The organism is Spirosoma validum (assembly GCF_014699035.1).
Taxonomy (GTDB): domain Bacteria; phylum Bacteroidota; class Bacteroidia; order Cytophagales; family Spirosomataceae; genus Spirosoma; species Spirosoma validum.
Map to the genome: position 1 here is coordinate 1 of NZ_JACXAA010000012.1, position 22191 is coordinate 22191.

Annotated in this window: 13 protein-coding genes; all 13 read right to left on the reverse strand. The window is 49.1% G+C overall.

Features of this window, described 5'->3' with window-relative positions:
- Positions 1 to 177: 177 nt before the first annotated feature.
- Positions 178 to 1860: a glycoside hydrolase family 43 protein gene (locus IC230_RS25655; protein WP_191041935.1), complete on the reverse strand. Its 1683-nt coding sequence runs from the start codon at positions 1858 to 1860 to the stop codon at positions 178 to 180.
- A gap of 31 nt (positions 1861 to 1891) precedes the next feature.
- A complete protein-coding gene (locus tag IC230_RS25660; RefSeq protein ID WP_191041936.1) occupies positions 1892 to 4351 on the reverse strand; it encodes a glycoside hydrolase family 95 protein in 2460 nt (819 codons plus the stop codon).
- A gap of 287 nt (positions 4352 to 4638) precedes the next feature.
- Positions 4639 to 6453 carry a RagB/SusD family nutrient uptake outer membrane protein gene (locus IC230_RS25665; protein WP_191041937.1) on the reverse strand — a complete coding sequence of 605 codons (1815 nt, stop codon included), beginning with the start codon at positions 6451 to 6453 and terminating at the stop codon, positions 4639 to 4641.
- A gap of 13 nt (positions 6454 to 6466) precedes the next feature.
- A complete protein-coding gene (locus IC230_RS25670) occupies positions 6467 to 9928 on the reverse strand; it encodes a TonB-dependent receptor (protein ID WP_191041938.1) in 3462 nt (1153 codons plus the stop codon).
- A gap of 234 nt (positions 9929 to 10162) precedes the next feature.
- Positions 10163 to 11230: a FecR family protein gene (locus IC230_RS25675; protein WP_191041939.1), complete on the reverse strand. Its 1068-nt coding sequence runs from the start codon at positions 11228 to 11230 to the stop codon at positions 10163 to 10165.
- Positions 11231 to 11288: 58 nt separating this feature from the next.
- Positions 11289 to 11879, reverse strand: coding sequence for an RNA polymerase sigma factor (locus IC230_RS25680; protein ID WP_191041940.1), 591 nt, complete (start codon positions 11877 to 11879; stop codon positions 11289 to 11291).
- A 283-nt stretch (positions 11880 to 12162) separates the two neighbouring features.
- Positions 12163 to 13119 (reverse strand): transketolase family protein, encoded by a 957-nt coding sequence (locus tag IC230_RS25685; RefSeq protein WP_191041941.1) that lies wholly within the window; start codon positions 13117 to 13119, stop codon positions 12163 to 12165.
- A gap of 13 nt (positions 13120 to 13132) precedes the next feature.
- Positions 13133 to 13990, reverse strand: coding sequence for a transketolase (locus tag IC230_RS25690; protein ID WP_191041942.1), 858 nt, complete (start codon positions 13988 to 13990; stop codon positions 13133 to 13135).
- A 71-nt stretch (positions 13991 to 14061) separates the two neighbouring features.
- Positions 14062 to 15393, reverse strand: a complete 1332-nt coding sequence (xylA, locus tag IC230_RS25695; protein WP_191041943.1) for a xylose isomerase — start codon at positions 15391 to 15393, stop codon at positions 14062 to 14064.
- Between the two features lie 23 nt (positions 15394 to 15416).
- Positions 15417 to 15656: a hypothetical protein gene (locus tag IC230_RS25700; protein ID WP_191041944.1), complete on the reverse strand. Its 240-nt coding sequence runs from the start codon at positions 15654 to 15656 to the stop codon at positions 15417 to 15419.
- 260 nt (positions 15657 to 15916) lie between these two features.
- Entirely contained in the window at positions 15917 to 16603 is a 687-nt protein-coding gene (locus IC230_RS25705; protein ID WP_191041945.1) for an NUDIX hydrolase, read from the reverse strand.
- A 396-nt stretch (positions 16604 to 16999) separates the two neighbouring features.
- Complete coding sequence (locus IC230_RS25710) at positions 17000 to 18727, reverse strand: RagB/SusD family nutrient uptake outer membrane protein (RefSeq protein WP_191041946.1); 1728 nt, start codon at positions 18725 to 18727, stop codon at positions 17000 to 17002.
- 22 nt (positions 18728 to 18749) lie between these two features.
- The gene (locus IC230_RS25715) at positions 18750 to 22052 is read right to left on the reverse strand and encodes a SusC/RagA family TonB-linked outer membrane protein (RefSeq protein WP_191041947.1); all 3303 of its coding nucleotides are present in this window, start codon (positions 22050 to 22052) and stop codon (positions 18750 to 18752) included.
- Between the last annotated feature and the right edge of the window lie 139 nt (positions 22053 to 22191).

Here is a 22191-nt window from a genome sequence, read left to right on the forward strand (position 1 = left end):
GTTTTGCCGTCGCCCGAAGTGGGGTAAAATATGATCAAAAATTAGCCTTACCTATTGTTTCTTAACACAGTTCATCCTGACGTAGGAGGGATCTTCGGGTAAATGGTTTTTTTGTATTCTCCGGAGATCCCTCCTGCGTCGGGATGACAAAAAAGCACTGCTAATCAATCCATTTATTTACTTCCCCAACATCGGGTCATCACCTGCGTATTTCAGGTACTGGAACGAAGCCGAATTCGTGCTGGCTTCCCCCGACGACGTAGCGTACAAGCCATACACGCAGCCGATAAATCCACCTGACACTTTGGTACTCAAGAATTTGCCGTCTACTTTGTCTTTCAGCAGCGTCCAGTTTTTCGAATCGGTGGAATACTGAAACGAATAGCTATCGCCCTGCGACGTGATACGTAGACCTACTTTACCCGCTTTAGCGTCCAGCGGCACTTCAGTCAGCAATTCCATCGTCTTCTCTTTAGGAACGCTTTTGTAAAGTTGCAGTACGTCTTTATCCTGAGATTTCGATTTACACAGGAAGTAGAAGTGGCCCTCATCCTGTAGAATCACCAAACCGGCTTTTTCCTTGTCCGATTTTGGTGTAAACATTAGCTCCGTTTCGGCTGTACTATTGAGGTGTTGTTGGCGTTTTCCGATAAAGGCCGGATTGCCCAGCTCCATCACAGTTTCGGGCTTCAATTTCAGCGTCAACCCATCTTTCTTCGATAGTGAGTACCAACTTTTGTCATGAGTCCGCATGAACAAAAGCGACGGGTCAAGTTCTTTGTCCAAGGAGATTGTGTAAGCAAAATTGCCCGACTGCGGCAGTGCTCCTTTCTGCTTAACTTCTTTGTAATTAACAGGGTAACTATATGCGATAGCCTTCTCGCCATGCTCGATCATCGGCCAGTCATCTTTCCATGTCAAGGGCGCAATAAACGTTTCGCGGCCCGTGTTGTAGTAATCGCCTTCGTAAGGACGTACCGCTAGAAAAATCGAATACCATTTTCCATCCGGGCCTTCCACAAACTGCGCGTGCCCCGCCGACGTAATGGCGTCTTTGCGGTCGGCAGGCAACTCGCGCTGCGTCAGGATCGGATTGCCTTCAAACGGTACGTATGGTCCCCAAACATCTTTACTACGTAGTACCACTTCGGAGTGATTGACCGACGTGCCGCCTTCAGCCGCGTAGAGGTAGTACCAGCCGTTCCGTTTCAGAATATGCGGTCCTTCAATCCAGACTGGTTTTTTAGAAAGATCCACACCCCCGTTGACCAGTTGTTTCTCTTCACCAATTACGGTTAGTTTGATCGGGTCAAACTCATACATCCGAATGGTTCGGTGGCCCGAGTACAGCGGCTTTCGGTCGGGTGCATCGCTGTTATAAATGATATAGGCTTTGTCGGTACTTTCATCGAAATAGATAGATGGGTCGATGCCTTTCACCTGCGGAATCTTCACCGGATTGCTCCACGGACCGGCTGGATTTTTGGCTGTTACGACAAAGTTGCCGTCGTGGTCAATATCGGTGCAGGTCACGTAGAACGTTCCTTTGGAATAACTGATGCCGGGTGCGAAAAGACCGCGAGTCAGCCGTTCGCCCATGAAATCCATTTGTTCAGGGCGGTCGATGACATTGCCGATCTGCTTCCAGTTTTTCAGGTCTTTGCTGTGCATGATCGGAAGACCGGGGAAGTACGAAAACGTCGAATTAACCAGGTAGTAATCCGGGCCAACCTTCACGATGCTCGGATCGGGGTAAAAGCCGGTCAGAATCGGATTAACCAACGTGGTTTGAGCCGAAACCGGATGGCTCAATAGTAGACTAAGCGCTGCGAAAAAAACAGCGGCAATACGTTTTCTCATTGTCTTGATCGGAGCAGACATAATCTTTAATTTATTGCGCCACCAGCGTATACACCTTCCCGCTTTGCGTTGGCATATCGTAAACTACTGTTTCTTTTAACGTCGGTGCTGTTACGTTAGCCTGTGGTGATTTGATGGCCGCTGGTGTCTCTTCCACTACGTAGAACGGATTCAGATTCTGCCCTGATGCGGGTTTTAATTCACTGCCACTACTTACTTTCAGTGCATTCGGCACTCTCAGACGAAGGTTACCGCCCAGATTCGACTTGACGGTGACCTTGGTCAGCTTACCGCCTTTCCATTCCATATTTACGACCTCAAAGCCACCGCGTGCTCGCAAGCCGCTGATGCTGCCGGTCGGCCACACATCGGGCAACGCGGGCAATAGATGCAGGCTCCCGTCCGCACTTTGCAGCAGCATTTCCGTAATCCCCGACGTACAACCGAAGTTGCCGTCGATCTGGAATGGTGGGTGAGCGTCGAACAGGTTGTTGTACGTACCACCCCCGTCTTTGTTGACGCCCAGCGGAGTCAATTGATTCTGAATGAGCGTGTAGGCATGATTACCATCCTGAAGCCGGGCCCACCAATTTACTTTCCAGCCCATGCTCCAGCCCGTCGATACGTCGCCCCGATGAACAAGGGATGTTTTGGCGGCAGTATACAGGTCAGGCGTCCGATAGGCTGAAATCTGATTGGAGGGAAATAGGCCGTACAAATGCGAAATGTGCCGATGTTTATCGTTTGGATCATCAATATCTTCGAGCCATTCCTGCAACTGGCCGTGTTGCCCGATGTGCATAGGCGGCAACTTGCTACGTTTCTGCACCAACGTATCCACGAAAGCGGCATCTTTATTCAGCGCCTGGGCGGCCCGGATGGCCGTGCTGAACACATCGAAAGCAATCTGATTGTCCATCGTCGTACCTGCGTCGAGCGAAGAGCCGCCGTGCGCTTTCGGTGCGTTTTCAGGCGACGTACCGGGGTTCACCACCAGCCAGTGATACTTGGGATGTTCAACCAGATAGTCTACGTAGAACAGGGCTGCTCCTTTCAGCGCCGGATAAACCGAGGCCAGGTACGCCTTGTCGCCGTTGTAGAGGTAGTGTTCCCACAGGTGCTGGCTGGTCCAGCCGCCCCCAGCGATCCACATGCCCCACAACGCCCCATCGATAGCACCGGTTGCCCGCCAGATGTCGGTGTTGTGGTGGGCCATCCAGCCTCTGGCTCCGTACATGACCTTCGCCGTTTCCTGACCCGTTTCCGAAAGCTCTCTCACCATTCGCAAAAACGGTTCATGCAGTTCAGCCAGATTGGTCCGTTCGGCAGGCCAGTAGTTCATCTGAGCGTTGATGTTGATGGTGTATTTGCTGTCCCAGGGTGGGCGCATTTTGTTGTTCCAAATCCCCTGCAAATTGGCGGCCTGCCCCCCGGGCTGTGAAGAAGAAATCAGCAGATACCGCCCGTATTGATAATACAACGTAACAAGTTGAGGGTCGTTGACAGAGCGAAAATTGCTTAGTCGTTCATCGGTGGGCAACTTGGCGGCTTCGGTCGCGCCTAAGTCGAGCCTGACCCGATTGAAGTATTTCTGATACGTAGTAATGTGCGGATGCAGAATGGCCGCAAATGATTTTGGATAGGCTTTGTTTAGGTACGTAGCGGCCCGTGCATTTTCGTCACCACTAATGTCTTTGTAGTTATTAAAATTGGTCGCAATCGCTACATATACCGTTGCCGCATTGGCATTTTTCACGGTCAACGTAGTGTCGTTTGCCGAAAGGGTACCGCCTTCTGATTTAATCCGGGTAATGCTTTTAAACTTTACCATGCCCTTTACACCTTCGTGATCCGACGTAGTGCCAGAAAGCGTGAGTTCGTTGGCTGATGAGGTTTTACTTTCGTATGGTTTATGCTGGGTGGAATAGGAAGCGGAAAACGACAGCTTGCCAGGTTTACTTGCAGTTAAGTGAATGACAATAACATTATCAGGAAAAGACGCCAGTATTTCCCGCGTGTACGTTACATCGCCAACGGTGTAGGATGTTTTCGCAACGGCCCGTTCGATGTCCAATTCGCGGTAATAGTTTGTAACATTGTCGTGTCCATCAAACGTAAGATTGAGATTGCCAACGGGTTGAAACATCTGCCCGTGGGATTTTTTGGACAAGATGGATTTATTAGCCAATTGTTCGGCTTCTTTTTGCTTTCCATCAAAAATCAATTGCCGGACCTGGGGTAAAGCGGCCAGTGCATCGGGGTTATCGTTCCGGTTCGGGCTACCGCTCCAAACGGTATGTTCGTTGAGTTGGATGGTTTCCTTCGCTATGTTCCCGTAAATCATGGCACCCAGTTTACCGTTACCAACGGGCAGGGCGTTTTCCCAGGTTTGCCCGGCGGGTTTGGTGTACCAAAGTTTTAAGGCTGGCCGGGTTTGTGCATAGCCCGCCGTGGTGATGATTAGTAAAAAAAAGCAAAGAAATTGTCTCATCAGTTGTCAGCAAATCTTTTATCGATAGCGCTGTTTAATACGGTTGTACTCTTCAAATAACAGTTTTTTCTGTCATCCCGACGCAGGAGGGATCTTCGGAGAATACTAAAAACCATTTACCCGAAGATCCCTCCTGCGTCGGGATGACAGAAAAGAGATAACCTAATCACCCAGGTCAGATAGCTATAAAGGATGCATAGTTGAGCGATTTGTTGTAAAATAAATAATGCAGCCTGAGTGATGGCCAATACATCAGGCTACATTATGCATCTTAAGCTTCCCTATTCTTAATAGCCCGGATTTTGCGGGAACTTTGGCCCATCAACAACCCGGTCAATTTGCGTTTGCGGAATGGGACGTAGCATATGAAAATCCTGTACATAGGGAGCTGCTTCCGGATTCCAGGCTTTTACGCGCCGAACGAGCGACCGGGTACGGACCAGATCATGCCACCGTTGCCATTCGCCAAAGAGTTCGCGGGTCCGTTCATCCAGAATAAAGTCAACCGTTACGTCGGAAGCCGTAATGGTCATAGCTGTTGCAGCGGCTGTATTTTGAGCGGCTGTGTTCGTTTTTCGGTAAGCGGCCCGTTGTCTGACCGTATTCAACAAAGCAGCCGCTTTTGTCGCATCACCTGCTTTCAAATAGGCTTCGGCCCCCGTCAGGTACACATCGGCAAAGCGGTACAGCACACAGGGCCGGGTCGATGGATCGTTGAAGTTGGCACCCCGACTCGGGTCCATGAATTTCTTCAGAGCCGGGAAAACATTATTATCCCATAAGCTAGGTGGAACAACAATTCCCTTAAAAGGACGTGTCCCGATAAATTGTGGGGCACCGGCCACTTCAACATCAGGCAGCCAAATGGCGGTATCCGCGCCAACCACGGTTGTATAGCCAATACCCCGGCTGTTGTTGGCGGCCGTAGCGGTATTGGTAACAGACGTATTAGCGATGTAAACCGTGTAGAACGAGTTTATAAACCGCGAATCGACATTCCGGTTGGTAAACGCCTGATCCAGAAAGTAATTCTTACCCGCATTGGCACCAGATGGCCATTTGTAGCTGTTTGGGCGCATACGGCTGTAGGGACGTCCATACTGTGAATCGCGGATCATCAACGACGTACCATTATTGACAATCGTTCCCGCAGCACTTTTATAAGAGTTAATGCCGCTGAAGTTGGGGTAATTCCAGTTCGTAAACCAGGGGGACAGATTATTGGCAAATCCTCCACCTTCTGCAGCACCTACCTTATAATAGCCATATTTCGGGTCAAGTACGTGGTCACTGACGAACATGGTTTCCTTCCCATAGTCATTAGCCGGTACAAACGCATCGCCGAAATCTTGCCATAGATCGAGTCCGTACGTTGATTTATTGGCAATAATGTCGGCGCAAAGAGTAGCCGCCTGCGTAAAATCAGCGGCCGTGTTGTTGAGCCAGCCCCGGGTCAGATACGCTTTGGCCAGCAGTAACTGGGCCACCGGTTTCGTAGCGGCTTTTCCCAAAAATGGAGCCGTAGGCGTGTTGGGAAGATCGGCCGCTGCTTCGGTTAAATCTTTGATAATTAGTTCATAGACCTGAGCTGCCGGTTGACGGGAGGCCGCCTGGGAGGGTACCGTAATGAATTCGGTACTGAGCGGTACATCTCCCCAGGTCTGTACCAGATAAAAGTACCAGAACGCCCGTAAAAACTTGGCCTGAGCCAGGTATTGCTTGCGGGTAGCGTCAGGTAAATCGATCGTTTGGCCGTATTTAAGTACGCCATTCAGCGTGTTAATGTCCTGAAAAGCTGTGCCCCAGGCTGAACCGAAGTTACTCCCGTTTAACCCATTATACGTATAAGCCGGGCCTCCTCCGCTACTGGAACCCTGGATAAAATCGTCGGTACCTACCTGCATTTCTACCGTGAATCCTTCGGTACCCCACTGACCCCGAATGTCGTTGTAGACTCCGGCAATCCCGCCCAACACGCCCGATGGACTATTGAAATAGGTAGGAACAATTTGGGACTGCGGGTTCTCCTGTAATATTTTTTCGCAGCCCGTGTTGAGCAGGGCGGCAAGGCCAATGATGGACCAGATTTTTATTGTCTTCATTGTTCGTCAATGATTAGAATTTAAGATTTACCCCAAGCGTGAATTGCCGCGTGGGTGGGTTGTTCAGGTTTACGGCGATCTGACGCTCCGGTGTACCGCGCTCACTGGCATTCTGCGGATTCAGCGTCGACTGACCACTGGCATAGCTGTTTCCTTCCGGATCGATGGCTAGCTTCTGGCTCACCAAGGGCGAATAAAGGATAAACGGATTCGTGGCGTTGAAATAAACCCTGGCCGAGTTCATGCCGATTTTTTTGATCAGCTGGCTGGAAAAGGTGTAGCCCAGGTTGATACTTCTGACTTTAATGAACGAACCGTCGTAATAGCCTAACGTAGAACCAAAGTTGGCAACCGCACCACCGGCATCGGGAGCGGGATAGTTATTGGTCGGGTTCGTTTCTGTCCAGTAATCAGTTTTCACTTGGTTTACCCGACCCTGGTTGAAAAACGCAAACCCACCCGAACCCGTAGAGTTACCTGTCAGATAGGGCACGATGACCTTCATACCCATGCGGGCAAAGGTTACAATGGATAGATCAAAGTTTTTGAAGCTAAACCGGTTGGTGATGCCTCCTTCCCAGTTCGGCTGGAAATTGCCAAGGATCTGCCGGTCAGCCGGATCAATTTTACCATCCCCGTTCACATCCTCAACCCGAATCTGGCCGGGAAACTGAACTGGTGATGTTTGTTTGGCTAACGTACCGTTTTCTTTGTCCGATGTCTGCCAGATACCAATTTTCTTATAGTCGAAAATCACCGAAAGAGGCTGTCCTACAAACCATCCTGCTCCTAGATTGCTAAGTTCGGTTGGCGTCGTGAGCTGCGTGATTTTTTCCCGGTTAAAGAAATACGTTAGGTCTGTGCTCCAATTGAAGCCCTTCGGGTTCCTGAAAATTTCAAACGTCATCGCAACCTCTAGGCCCTTACCTTCGGTTCGTCCCAGATTTTTCAGGGTCGAACCGGCCCCATTGCTAGGCGGCAGTGGCACGGACAATAGAATATCTTTCGTTTGCTGGTGATACCAGTCGACCGAACCTGTAATCCGGTTATTCAGGAAACCAAAGTCAATTCCAAGGTCCACCTGTGAAGTTGACTGCCACCCCAGACCGGTTGCGGGTAAACTGGTAACCGTGTACGCCAGTTGCTGTCCGGCCGTACTCGTACCGAAATTGTAATAACCAGCTGATAATGCTCCCAATGTCGCGTAAGCCCCTACGTTTCTATTGCCGGATAACCCCCAGCTACCCCGCAGTTTTAGATTCGATATGGCAGGAACTTCTTTCATGAAGCCTTCCTCTATAATGTTCCACCCCGCCCCGATTGCCGGATAGTTGAAATACTGGTTACCGGGCGATAACGTAGAGGAACCATCCCGTCGCAGCGTCAGGGTTAACAGGTAGCGATCGTTGTAGCTATAGTTCACCCGACCCATGTAAGAAAGCAGGCCGAGTTCCGAAAAGGAGTTACCGAAGTCCGAAGGGGCAACCGGCGTTCCGGAAGCCAGCGAGAAATTAGATGTCTTGATGTAATCGGCCGGAACCCCCGTGATCGTAAATCGGCTGCCCAGCGAATGGTTTTTCGTAATCTCATAGAGCCCGGTAACGCCTATTCTATGTTTGCCAATCGTCTTGTCATAGTACAACAGGTGCTGGAGGTTGATGTCCCAGTATTCGGTGTTGCTAATCTCAGCACTAGAGGACGATTGAACCGTAGCGTTATTGAAATAGGTGAGTGGGCCGCCATAGCCATTGTAGCTCGACTGGCTGTAATTCAACCCGGCATTCATCCGATAGCGCAAACCAGGTAAAATATTCACCTCGGCATAGATGCTATTGAACGTTCGCAAGGCGCGTGTACGGCCCAGATACGAGTCTTTCTTAGTAATAATTGTCAATGGGCTAATCGTAGCCGCATCAATAGAGCCTTCCGCCGGGAACAGGTTTACTGAACCGTCGGCATTGTAAGGGGCTGCCAATGGCGTTAATCGCACCAGACCACCCGGAACACCACCACCACCCGGTGTATTGGTATAGGTAAGGGTGTTTAGTGTGTTCAAACCAATCTTGATACGTTTGCCAAGACGTTGGTCGATCGTTGCCCGGATGGTATAGCGTTCAAACTTTTGACTGGGAATAATACCCGTCTCGTTGAAATAACCTAGCCCCAACGAATACTGCGTATTTTCAACCCCTCCGGCCATGCTCAACTGATGGTTGGTATTGAAGCCGGGTTTGTATAGTAAATCCTGCCAGTCGGTTGAAATCCCGGCCGCTAAGGCATCTTTCTCTTTCTGCGTAAGCGGATAGGCGGTCGTGCCAGGGCTGGTGCGGTTATATTTGGTCGCATCGTCTTTAAACTGAGCATATTCCTGACCATTCATTACGTTGAACTTGCCCATAACCGAGGTCACACCGTGGTAGCCGTCGTAGCTGAATACGGGCTTTCCGATCTTACCGCGTTTGGTCGTGATCAAAATAACGCCCCCCGATCCTCTCGACCCGTAGATGGCCGTCGCCGACGCATCTTTCAGAATCTCAAGGTTCGCGATGTCATCCGGATTTATATCGTTGAGCCCACCATACGGTATCCCATCGACCACAACCAACGGGCCATCCAGCCCATCACTTGAGCCAGAGCTGGTCGTTAAGGTTCTGTTCCCTCTAATTCTGATCTGTCCCTGAGAACCCGGAGTCGAGCCATTACTGACAATCGTTACGCCCGCGGCCCGGCCTTTTAACTGATTGACCAGGTTAGGGGCGGGCACTTCTCGTAGAGTTGTTTCATTAACCGACACGACCGAGCCCGTAACGTCCCGTTTACGTTGAACGCCATATCCGACGACCACCACTTCGTTCAGTGTTTTGTCATCCGTAGCCAACGTAACATTGATGGTCGATTGCGAACCAACGGCTACTTCCTGAGTAACGTAGCCAATGAAGGAGAAAACCAGTACAGCGTTCCGATCCGGGACACTAATTCGATACGTACCGTTTCCGTCGGTCGTCGTTCCGCGCTGGGTTGACTTAATCTGAAGGTTGACACCCGGTAACCCTTCGCCATTTTCAGCCGTAACCCGGCCCGTTATCTGGATGTCCTGCGCCTGCTCTACGTTGATCTCGCCGGAGGTCTTGTTCTGCTGAAGGTTTGCTGGCAGTGCCTCTCTCTTAATCACGATTTGTTGACCAACGACCTCATAGCTTAAATTAAGTGGTGCCAGAATATGGTCTAAAACCAGAGACAGCTGTTCATTTTTAGCCTGATAATTAACCTTCCGCTTCGACTGGATAATCTCCCGGCTGAATAAAAACTGAACGTTAGCCTGTTTTTCAATTCGCCGGATCGTCACTTCAACATCCTCATTCTGAGAGGAAATCGTGACTCGTCGACTCAAAAGTTCCTGGGCCTTGCCATCAAGGGCAAAGCCTATATTCGTTAGGGTAAGGGCAAGTAAGAGTTGCAGGCTTGAAATTTTCATAATCCTGATCCAAACGTTGCGATTGGTGAAACTGTAATGCATACATTTATGCGTTTTTGTTGTTTTGGGAAGAAATGACAAAAAGCTGTTCCAGCTATAGATAAAGAGCTAATGTGTGTATCTGACACATTTGCGAACATGCGAGCGATAGTGTTGGTAGCACTATCGCTTTTCTGTTAAAAAAGGATAGTTTTTAAACCATAGGATGAGGGGGTGTTAGGGTTAAAGGTGTACTTAATGACAACCGTGGCTGTGAATGATTACCTGGTTATCAACGATTTCGAACGTAGATTCAATGGTTAGACAGATCAGTCTGATTTTTTCAGAAAAAGGTACATCGTTAAGTTGTCCGGTAAATGTACAGTTGCTGAGCAGCTGCCGGTCATAGCGAATGGGCATATTGTAGCTGGATTCCAGTTGCGCAAATATGTCTGGTACAGGCGTGAACTCGAAGCTGAATTGCTGATCAACAATAGTCGACGAAGTTTCCTTTGCGGGAATTATTGCTCGTTTAACGACTTTATCCGTTCTGGTTTCCAGACTGAGCTGTTCGTTTTTTGTCAGCAACACCGGTTTATCAGGAGAATCGACCGGAGTAACCGACACTTTACCCGTTTTTACCTTTACATAGGCTGCCGTCTCCTTATCAAAAGAACGTACCTGAAAGCTGGTGCCCAGTACTTTAGTCGTTAGATTGGTGGTGTAAACGATGAACGGCTTAACCGGATTTTTGGTCACTTCGAAGAATCCTTCTCCTTGCAGATACACTTCCCGAAGGTTACTGGTAGTCTGTTTGGCATACCGTAGCTGACTACCCGTTGATAGCAACACCGACGAGCCATCGGGCAGCAACACAACTAACGATTGCCCCGTACCATTCTTTACCGTCTTCCAAAGGTTCTGTGGTACAGGTTGATCTACCTTTTTAGTAAATATCGCTAGTTGTTGGATAGTGGAATTGCCCAATTGCCACCAGATCAGCAAGCCAGCCACCGCTGCTGCGGCAGCCCAGCGCCCCCACTGCCATAAGGGTTTAATTACCGTAAACGAATCGGGGATATGGGCAAGAATTTTCTCTTTTCTGTCCCTTACCTGCTGATCAGACAGGTCAACCTGTTTTCCCTGAATCACCAGGAATGTAGCAACAGCTTGCTCATACAAGTCCCTTTTTTCGGGGTATTGCGCTAACCATTGTTGCCAGTACACCTGATCTTCCGGCCGCCGTTTCGTGACCCAGGTCCGAAAAGCGTCGTTTTCTAAAAAATCCTCGACTGTAGAAAAATTTTCGAAAGGAAGGTGCATTGGTACTTTTCTGCGATTTTCATTGATAGTATGGAGAATCGCCCTGATGATACCCTACTTAAAGCAAATTTTTTTGAAAAAAAATGCAAATAGTCAAAAATGCATGGACAAGCCACTGATTGCGAAGCTTGCTGAGTGCTTTCTGAAGAAAATTGGATACCGACTGCCGGTTTACATTCATCACCTCGGCAATCTCCGGAATGGATAAATCTTCGTAAAAGCGCAGGTAAAGTGCCTCCCGTTCACGAGCTGGTAACAAGGCCAGCTGATCCTGAATCGTCTTCGTCAGATTGACCAATGTTTCCTGACGTATTAATAATGTTTCTGAATCTACGTCGGCCACTACGGATGTATCCCAGTCTAGTTCGTCATATTGCACCCGTTTTTGACTCCGCAAATGCTGAAGGATATGATGTCTAAGCCCTTTTAACAAATAATGCCTAACCGACTCCGTTTCATTAATCTGTAGTCGATTTTGCCAGAGCTGTAGAAATAATTCCTGTATGCAATCTTCGACCACCGCTCCATCAACCATAAATTTTAGGCCGTAGTGTTTTAGCGCTCGGTAATAGCGTTCAGCCAGTACTCCTAAAGCCTGTTTATCACCGGCGCGGAATAATTGCCATAACACGTGGTCGTCAGAAGTCATGAAATTTAGGGATATATACTCAGGCTAAACTAAGATAAGATATAAATATAGGCAAAATTGTACAATAATGAGCCTATATTCTATAAAATAGCTAACGTATTTTTTCCTGCTTCTCACATCGAACCCGTCGACATAAATTTGGTCCAACATAGTAAGAATAGCTCCACCAGATGCTGATGGAGCTTTACCAACTACTAACCTATGATAAAACTTGAGCTGATCAATATCGACTTCTTACCGTTGTCTGTATGGTCAGACGCATATGAGTAAGAATCAGCATCAGTTACTTTTTTCGCTGGATGACGGCCAGGGCTTTAGCCACAATAGAAGCCGCCGTTAACCCGTATTTTTCCATGAGTTGATCCGGCGTACCGCTCTCCCCGAACGTATCATTCACGGCTACCATTTCCAGCGGGGCCGGATGGTTCAGGGACAGTACCTGCGCGACGCTGTCGCCCAGGCCACCGTTCATCTGGTGTTCTTCGGCCGTGACAGCACAGCCCGTTTTTTCAACTGATTTTAGAATGGCTTCCTTATCCAGCGGCTTGATTGTATGGATATTTATAATGTCTGCTTCTACACCCTGCTCAGCCAGTAATTTACCCGCTTCCAGCGCCTGCCAGACCAAATGGCCCGTAGCAAATATGGATACGTGATTTCCTTCCGTTAACGTAATGGCCTTGCCAATTTCGAACGGCTGATCAGTAGGTGTAAAGTTGGGAACTACCGGACGACCAAAGCGCAGATACACGGGCCCGTCCCAGTCGGCAATGGCGATAGTGGCGGCCTTAGTCTGGTTGAAGTCACAGGGATTGATAACGGTCATACCGGGCAACGATTTCATCATACCGATGTCTTCGAGCACCTGGTGGGTAGCGCCATCTTCGCCTAAGGTCAGACCCGCGTGTGATACGCAGATTTTTACGTTCTTATTCGAGTAAGCCACCGCCTGTCGAATCTGGTCATAGACCCGGCTGGACCCAAAATTAGCGAACGTAGTGGCATAGGGAATCAGGCCGCTAAGCGTCAGACCAGCCGCTACGCCAATCATGTTCGCTTCGGCAATGCCACACTGAATAAACCGCTCCGGATTTTCTTTAATGAACGTATCAAGTTTAAGCGAAGCTACCAAGTCGGCACACAACGCCACGACGTCGGGATTCTGACGGCCCAGTTCGGCCATACCCGCGCCAAAACCAGAACGGGTATCTTTTTTTTCGGTAAATGTGTAGGTTTTCATGGTGCGTTCGAAATTAGTAATCGCCGAAAGATTCGTCCAGTTGAGCCAAAGCTGCCTTTAGTTGCTCATTGTTGGGAGCCGTACCGTGCCACTTGTGGGTGTGCATCATAAAATCAACACCCTGCCCCATTTCAGTTTTCATGATGATACAAATGGGTGACCCTTTACCCGACGCCTGCTTCGCTTTCTTCAGCGTTGTCGTTACGTCGGTTAAATCGTTGCCATCCATGTGCAGTACGTTCCAGCCAAAGGCTTCGTATTTTTTACCCAGATCCCGGTTGTTCAGCACGACGTCGGTCGGTCCGTCGATCTGCTGGCCGTTGAAATCAACAAACGCAATCAGGTTGTCTAATTTCCGATGCGGAATAAACGCAGCCGCTTCCCAGATTTGCCCTTCCTGCTGTTCGCCATCCCCCATCAGGCAATAAACCAGATGCGGGTCTTTGCGAATTTTCTTGCCGTAAGCCGCTCCGGCAGCCGCCGAAAGTCCCTGCCCCAGCGACCCCGATGCAATGCGAATGCCGGGCAGGTGTTCGGCCGTGGCGGGGTGCCCCTGCAAGCGGGAATTCAGCTTGCGGAACGTAGCGAGTTCAGACACCGGAAAATACCCCCGGCGTGCCAGCACCGAATACAGTACTGGCGAAATATGGCCGTTGGACAGAAAGAACATGTCTTCGCCCGATCCGCTCATGTCGAATACAACCGAACCCTGCTCATCGGTTTTCAGATTCATTACGTCAAAATACAGGCTGACCAGCAAATCCGTACAACCGAGCGATCCGCCCGGATGCCCGGAGGCTACGCCATGCACCATGCGCACGATGTCCCGGCGCACTTGTGAGGCTACTTTTTCTAGTTCAGTGGTTTTCATGCGGCAACAAGCTGGTTTGCTTTTTTATGATCGCTTAAAAATTGCATATGGTGAGATTGGTAAAATCGAGGTTAGATGTACTGATTGATAATACTTTCAAGCCACTCCTGCTTACCGCTACGTAGCTGCGGTTCGCCGTTTTCGAACGTATAATTTCGCAGATCTTCCAATGTCAGCTTGCCGTCTTCAAACGCTTTTCCCTGGCCGTTATCGAACGTAGCGTAGCGTTCCTGACGGAATTTGAGGTAATCGGAATCCTGCAAAATGGCGTCGGCCACGATGAACGATCGGGCAAAGGCATCCATACCACCAATGTGCGCGACGAATAAATCCTCCAGATCAGTCGAGTTCCGGCGCACTTTCGCGTCGAAATTGATTCCGCCGGGTTTGATTCCACCCGCCTGATGAATGACCAGCGCGGCTTCTACGAGTTCATACAGATTGATTGGAAACTGGTCGGTATCCCAGCCGTTCTGGTTGTCGCCCCGGTTCGCATCGATGCTACCCAGCATACCGGCATCGGCCGCTACCTGCAGTTCATGGTCGAACGTATGACCCGCCAGCGTCGCGTGGTTTACTTCAATATTCAACTGAAAATCTTTATCCAGACCGTATTGACGTAGAAATCCGATAACTGTAGCGGCATCGTAATCGTACTGATGCTTCGTCGGCTCCATTGGTTTGGGCTCAATAAAGAACGTACCGGTAAAGCCTTGTTTGCGGGCGTAATCGCGGGCGATCGTCAGGAACTTGGCCAAATGCTCGACTTCCCGCTTCATGTTGGTGTTCAGCAGCGACATATACCCTTCGCGACCACCCCAGAATACGTAGTTTTCACCGCCCAGCGCGATGGTCGCATCGATAGCGTTTTTCACCTGCGTACCGGCGTAGGCCAGCACCGCAAAATCCGGGTTTGTCGATGCGCCGTTCATGTAGCGCGGGTTCGAGAACACGTTGGCGGTACCCCACAGCAATTTCACTCCACTTGCCTGCTGCTTCTGCTTCCCATACTCAACGATCTTCTGCAACCGACCTTCGTACTCACTCGCCGATGCGCCTTCATCGACCAGATCGATGTCGTGGAAACAATAATAGGGCGCTCCTATTTTAGTAAAGAATTCAAAGGCCGCATCCATTTTCAGGCGCGCCCGCACGTTCGCATCGTTATCCTGATCCCAGGCAAAAACACGCGTGCCGGGGCCAAATGGATCGCCCCCCGTTCCAGTGAACGTGTGCCAGTAACTGATGGCAAAGCGCAGTTGCTCACGAAGGGTTTTTCCGCCGAGGACCAGGTCGGGATTATACCATTTAAAGGCTAATGGGTTTTTGGATTTAGGGCCTTCGTAGGCAATGGCGCCAATGCCTTTGAAATATTCCTGATCGCCCAGCGTAATACGTGACATGTTTTGTAAGTGGTTTTATATGGTTATGCGTTAATTAATTCGGTTGACTCAAATTGAGAACGCCATCGTGCGAAAGCATCCTGATATGCTGCCTGAAGCACTGGAGACGGTTCCGTTAAACCAACCCGTTCCAGCGATGCCCCCGTCGTGTTGACAAATGCTTCCCGAAACACCGGCCTCAGGAACGTATTGGCCGTGTCCTGCACGAACCGTCTAAGTCGAGATGAACTACGGATGTTGTAACCCGGTAAATAAGTAGGCATGTGCTTCTATATGACGTGCTAATGAAAGTCCAATACATGCTAATGAAGTGATGGCAACAAGTTTCAGGCAACCTGGAAAGATGAAACGTTGGTTCTTGCCGGGAACAGGTAGCTTTTACATACACTATTTATTAGTGTAAAAGTGACACTTATTTTTTAAATGTCAAATCGACACCTAAATTTTTTGTTAAATAAATTTGGTGATTGGCTCCTAGGGAAACCTAAACGGGCAAAGCAGGAAGATTAGGCTACAGGCCTGATTAAGAAGGGATAAAATTCAGAAAAGAGTCGGTAGTCTGCTGGTATTTTGCCATATCAACCTGATAGTAGTAAGCCCCGCGTTTGGAGAACCCTTTCTGTTTCTCATCCAGCTTGATCAGTAGATTCGTCGAAAGGATTTTCCGGCTAAAGTTGCGCTTATCAAAGTCGGTGTTGTAAATGGCGTCGTACAGTTTCTTCAACTGGGGAATCGTAAATTTCTCGGGTAACAATTCAAAGCCAATGGGGTGCTGTGCCGCTTTATACCGTAATCGTTTTATTGCTAGATCGACCATATCCCCGTGGTCGAAAAGGAGTGGCGGTAAATCGTAAATTGAAAACCAGCGAGCCTGAAACGTCTCCGAAATTTTTGACGCATAATCGGCCACTTTAACCAGTGAGAAGTAAGCTACGGAAATGGTGCGAATAATCGGGTCACGGTGGGGCTCGCCAAAGGCAAACAATTGTTCCAGATAGACATTCGTTAGTCCAGTGAGTTCAAACAGGATGCGGGCAGCGGCTTTTTCGAGGCCTTCATCAGGTTGTAGCCATCCCCCCATTAATGACCAGGTTTTTTCCTCTACTCCCCGCTTCACCAATAGTACTTTTAGGCTTTCACCATCGAACCCGAAAATGATGGAATCAAGTGCCAGTAAATAGGGATGCTGCTGTTTATACTGATCTAACATAGGCGACTGCCAAGCCTAAATTTTATTTTATGTACGAAAGTAAAGATAACCCTAATTGAACCTAAGTATTCATATGTCTTTAAAATTACTCTTAGAGCAATTACACACACCTTATGTTGGCGGCCGAATAAGACCCGTTTGGTTGACCGCTCCGACAGACTGATTATGTAGAAGTTTTGCGCCGGATGTGCTCGAACTTGGTCGGCAGTTGTACGTTTTTAACAACTGTAGTTAGTAGACTGGACTGTCAATGCAATAGCCGCTCAAGTTATACTGCAATAAAAATTGTTCAGGAAAATCGTCACTCTTAAACCCATAAATGATTCTATTTTTATGGGTTCAAGAGCGACGATTCCTGGATTTCCTTTTAGCCGCTTGATCAGAAAAATGCCGAGATCAATAGCCGGGATTCTGTTTTAGCTGCGGGGAGACATTCAGTACGTTCTGTCCAATCGGGAAAATAGCGGTGTGATTGTCCGCATCGGGTTGTTTATCCCACCAAGTGCCGGTATTGAATACACCCCAGCGAATCAGGTCGGTACGTCGGCGACTCTCTACCAGAAACTCCCGGCCCCATTCATCAAGCATCTCCTGATCGGTTAACTGGCTACCATCGGGCTTGTATAGACTGGGTGAACCTGTCGGGTAATTTCTCGCACGAACCGTATTCAAAAGCACCGCAGCCCCCGCTTTATCACCCGCCCGGTATTTGCATTCAGCCAGTGAATAATAGATTTCAGCCAGCCGGATTTCGGCGTAGGCTGACGATATCTTATTCGGATCACTGCTCGGATAATAGGGGTACTTCACTGGGGTAAGCCCTGAATTCTGGTCGGCATTGTTCATGTTCGACGTTTTGTCGGCGATTTTTGTGCCCGGCTTAGCTGCCAGAAACATACCCACCTGATCGCGGAAGAACAGCGCGTACGGGCCTTTCGTCGAGCGTACCGTATCAAGCTTTCCGGCTGAATTGGTGTAAGGCAGATAACCTTGTAAAAACATACCTTCCCGTTTGCTATTGCCCAGGTTCTTATACGTTTTTAATCGAACATCATCGGGGTACTTCCGAAACTTTAGATACGGTTTACCCAGCGCAAAATTGTACTCGGTGCTATCAACGTCCCGGCCAGGCTGAAGAGCGTATTTGGGGTTGGCCGTTCCAAAATCTGTGAATCCAAAATAAAACGTAGCATTATTAGGCAGCATCCAGAAATACATGCCGCTGTCGTACTGCCAGTGGGTCAGGCCAAAACTTCCGGGAAAGCCGAAAACCGTTTCTCCTGAAGTTGGATTGGTGTAATCAAACGGTGCGTCCCAGCGGGTTTCCAACGCGTATTGACCATACTTACCACTAATAATATCCTGACAGACCGTTGCACAATCCGCAAAATGATCGGTACCTGTATAGACTTTCGCGTTCAGATATAACCGAACCAGCAGCGCGGCAGCTCCTCCCTGCGTCCAGCGACCGACGGCGTTGGCTCCCAGGCTTTGGCGCGTGGGCAGTTTCGGCAGCGATTCTTTTAGCTCTTTTTCAATGAAGTTAAATGCGTCCTGGGGTGGAACCTGGGGGCCGCTCTGCGTTTCACCTTTCACTTTGGTCACGATTACAATATTGCGGTAGAAATCCAGCAGTCTCAGGTTGAGCCAGGCCCGAAGCGTACGAACCTCGGAAATCATACCATCAAGCTCTGCCTGGGTCATGCTATATCGGGACGGGTCCTGAATGGCCTGCAAATCCTCTAGGGTGTTGGTCGCTAACGTAATACCTCCGTAAAGCGCATTCCAGGCATCACTGGTGTAGTTGTCATTCGGGGTCCAGGTATGGTTATGAACCCGCTGGTATTGGCCCCCATCGAACCAGTCGCCCTGTCGGTTCGGGGTCATCAGTTCATCCGAGCTATCTTCCTGAAGCATAAAGGTTGAGCCGCCCTGAATTGACCAGTAGCTGTGTTCAAAAGGCCGTAGAAAGTCACGGATAACATCCTCCTTGGTTTGCAGGAAATTTCCCGACGTAATCCGATCGGAGAGCACTTCATCTAAATTAGTACAGCCTCCAGCCGCTATCAGCAGTAACGAGACAGACGCACTACGTATGGAATTGAAAATTTGATTTCGTTTCATGAGTTTACGATGCCGCTTAAGGTTAGAACGTGACCTGAAGGCCCAACAAGAGTTGAGTAGTCGATGGGAAATAATTCAGCGTGCCGTTATTGTCGCTGTTGGTGCTGACGCCCGGATATAAGCCGTTCACCTGAATTAAATCCGGATCGCCACCGGTAAATTTGGTGAAGGTCTTCAGGTTCCGGGTTGTCGCATAGATACGTACCGAGCGTAGAAATTTGCTTGTAACCGGCTGCGTATAACTCAGCGTTACGTTATCAATTTTAACAAAACCACCCGGCTCCAGGAAGTAATCAGAAAGAGCCGAGTACGTAGCGGCACTGGTCAGTTTTGAGTATTTACTGCTTGGGTCGAAAGCAGATGTCAGCAAGTTGGCATTCTGCTGGGCAGCGGGCGTTCCCAGATAGGAAGCAAAGGTGTTGAAAATCTTGTAGCCAAACGTTCCCCGTAGGAATATGCTTAAATCCCACTTCCGATATTGGAAATTATTGGTCAGACTAGCCGTGAATTTAGGTAGGCCATTTCCAACAAATTGCCGGTCGTCATTCGTCGCTTTATTGGCTACGATCACATCCCCATTCTTGTTGTAGACCAATAACGCACCGGTTTCATCGACACCAGCTGAGCGTAGCATATAAAAACTACCAATTCGGGTACCTTCCTGTAAACGTTGCGCTGTACCGGGGCTGCCGGGAGCGGGCATGCTTACGACGTTGACGAAGTTTTGACCCCTATACGCTTCGTTGGAAAATGAAACAAATTTGTTGCTGCTGGTAGCGCCGGCAAATGCTACGTTGTAGGTGAAATCCTTATTCGTAATAACAGCAGCACTCAACTGGATTTCCAGACCAGAGTTCTCCATCGTTCCGACGTTAGCAAAGGTCGACCCCTGAACGTTTGGCGGATTAGAGACCGTGTAGGAACCCAGCAAATCTTTATTAGTGCGAACGTAGTAATTCAAACTACCCGTTAAGCGGCTGTTTTTGAATACATCGAAATCAACGCCGACGTTAAAGTTGATCGCTTTTTCCCATCGCAGGTTGTAATTGGTGTTCTGGCTGGGTCCCCAAACCTGATAGGAAGTTCCATTATAGAGATAATACCCATAGCCACTATACGTATCCAGCGAGCGGTAATTATCGAAGTCCTGGTTACCGGTTACGCCATAGTCAGCTCTCAGTTTCAGTTCGTTTAACCAGGGAAGTCCCTGTGCGAATTTTTCCTGGGTAATGCGCCAGCCCACCGAAGCGGCCGGAAAATCCCCCCATTTGTTATCATAACCAAATTTCGATGAGCCCTCATGGCGCAAACTGGCCGACAGATAATACTTTTGGTCATAGTCGTAATTTACACGACCAAAAAAAGCCGCCAGTTTGGAGTTATTTCGATAGGAGCCTACGTTATTGATGCCCTGTTGCAAATTCCAGAGACCTGTGCCCAGGCTGTTGTAGGTCAGTACGTCGGAGGGGAAATTTTCGTTGGAAGCATTGAATCCTGATGCCGTAAAGTACTGATAGGAATAACCAGCCAATAGTTTCACCGCGTGCTTTTGTGCATCCAGAGCGTAATTACCCGTCCATTCAAAACTTTTCTGGTCTCGTTCATCCAACGACTGGGAACCCGTGTTCCGCTTGGTCCCGTTCACGACCGTTGATAATGTAGACGGCGTAAAATTTTCGTTTCGAAAGGCCGAACTTACTTCCCCTACAGTCACCAGGGTCGAGAGGTTATTGAGCAGATTTAACTTAAACGAGCCGTTAATATCCAGGTATTTTATTTCCTGCTGAGCCAGCACATTTTTGGCCCGTTCAACGGGATTGTTCGCAAAAAAACCAGACGTTATGTAAGCATACCGGCCCGTATTATCAAAAATCGGCTGCGTCGGATTGAGCGTTAAGGCATAATTGAACGCACTGTAGTCGGCCGTATTGGTGTTGGCATAGCGGGGAGCCGCTGTGAACGTAATGGCATACAGATTATTGGCCGAGGTATGGTTAATGTTTACCCGGCCGCCGTATTCCCGCTTGGAAGAACGTAAGTCGATACCGGTCGCGTTTCGATAGTCTACCGATGCAAAATAGTTGGTTTGCCCATTGCCCCCCGAGAATTGCAGGGTATGTTTCTGCGAGAAAGCCGGATTCCGGCTAACGGCTTTCGTCCAGTCGGTATTGCCACCCAGATCGACCCCACGCTTATCGGCGAGAAACTGGTCTTTCGACAATACATGGAGCGGATTGGTAATATAATCAAAGGAGCTATAGCCGTCATAGAAAATGCGGGATTCCGAAGAGCCTTTTTTCGTGGTAATCACAATCACGCCGTTACTGCCGCGGGTTCCATAAATAGCCGAAGCGGCCCCGCCCTTCAGTACGTCGATGGACTCAATCTCATTCTGGTTGATGTTATCCAGGTTACCCCCGGGAATTCCATTGATGACAAACAAAGGCCCTAAGCCCGCGCTGCGTGACGAAGCGCCCCGAAGCTGAATGTTGGGCGTCGAATTTGGATCACCAGCGGCTGTATTGGTCACGGATAAACCAGCTACTTTCCCCTGGATAGACATTAAAGGACTATTGCTACCGACCCGAAGCAGATCCGACGAGGATAGGTGTGTAACGGCGCTGGTCACTTCCTTACGGCTTAATGAACCGTAGCCTACAACGACCACTTCATTGATGGATTTCACATCGGGTTTCAACTGCACAGAAAGGGTCGATTGATTGGTCGCCACAACTTCCTGCGTTACGTACCCTACAAAGCTAAACACCAGCGTATGCGGCCCATCCGCAACAGTTAGGCGATACGTTCCCGACGCATCGGTCACCGAACCACGGGTCGAGCCTTTCACCACAACACTGACACCTGGCAAGCCCTGGCCTTTTTCGTCGGAAACTACCCCGGTAATGGTTCGCTCTGCTGGTGCTTCGCCCTCCTCGATAGATTCGCCTAACTGAATACTAACGGGTGATTCGACCGTGCGGGCTAGAATGATTTGTTCGCCGGAAATACTGAAATTGACGTTTAACGGAATGAGCAGTTTTTCCAGCACCTCTTTTAACGTACTGTTCTGTACCCGCATCGAAACCAGTTGTTTAGAACGGACAATTTGCGGGCTGTACGAAAATTTGACATTCGCAGCTTTTTCAATGCTGCGCAACACGGTCTTGATGTTCTGTTCCTGGATGGTTAGGCTTACGCGCCGGTTGAGCAGTTCCTGAGCTGAAACATCGGTGGCCCACGAGACTCCCATGAAAAGCAACGCCATCAGGAATTGCAGACACGTAAGTTTCATAAACCTGAGTACGTAAAGGTTTACGTTTTTCATACTGTTACTTGGTTTAGTCGGTTAAAAATTAGATAAGACAATCCCCATCAGTGCACTACGGGCTGTATCGCAGCAGGGGAACCGTTGAGCCAGGGGGCTGGCCCATAACTGAATTTTCAGGAATGAAGCAGGTAGTGTT

Excerpts from the sequence above, each read along its gene's own strand:
- IC230_RS25690 (WP_191041942.1), bottom strand. The coding sequence starts at position 13,990 with ATGAAAACCACTGAACTAGAAAAAGTAGCCTCACAAGTGCGCCGGGAC.
- IC230_RS25685 (WP_191041941.1), bottom strand. The coding sequence starts at position 13,119 with ATGAAAACCTACACATTTACCGAAAAAAAAGATACCCGTTCTGGTTTT.
- IC230_RS25670 (WP_191041938.1), bottom strand. The coding sequence starts at position 9,928 with ATGAAAATTTCAAGCCTGCAACTCTTACTTGCCCTTACCCTAACGAAT.
- IC230_RS25665 (WP_191041937.1), bottom strand. The coding sequence starts at position 6,453 with ATGAAGACAATAAAAATCTGGTCCATCATTGGCCTTGCCGCCCTGCTC.
- IC230_RS25655 (WP_191041935.1), bottom strand. The coding sequence starts at position 1,860 with ATGAGAAAACGTATTGCCGCTGTTTTTTTCGCAGCGCTTAGTCTACTA.
- IC230_RS25700 (WP_191041944.1), bottom strand. The coding sequence starts at position 15,656 with ATGCCTACTTATTTACCGGGTTACAACATCCGTAGTTCATCTCGACTT.
- IC230_RS25715 (WP_191041947.1), bottom strand. The coding sequence starts at position 22,052 with ATGAAAAACGTAAACCTTTACGTACTCAGGTTTATGAAACTTACGTGT.
- xylA (WP_191041943.1), bottom strand. The coding sequence starts at position 15,393 with ATGTCACGTATTACGCTGGGCGATCAGGAATATTTCAAAGGCATTGGC.
- IC230_RS25675 (WP_191041939.1), bottom strand. The coding sequence starts at position 11,230 with ATGCACCTTCCTTTCGAAAATTTTTCTACAGTCGAGGATTTTTTAGAA.
- IC230_RS25680 (WP_191041940.1), bottom strand. The coding sequence starts at position 11,879 with ATGACTTCTGACGACCACGTGTTATGGCAATTATTCCGCGCCGGTGAT.
- IC230_RS25705 (WP_191041945.1), bottom strand. The coding sequence starts at position 16,603 with ATGTTAGATCAGTATAAACAGCAGCATCCCTATTTACTGGCACTTGAT.
- IC230_RS25710 (WP_191041946.1), bottom strand. The coding sequence starts at position 18,727 with ATGAAACGAAATCAAATTTTCAATTCCATACGTAGTGCGTCTGTCTCG.
- IC230_RS25660 (WP_191041936.1), bottom strand. The coding sequence starts at position 4,351 with ATGAGACAATTTCTTTGCTTTTTTTTACTAATCATCACCACGGCGGGC.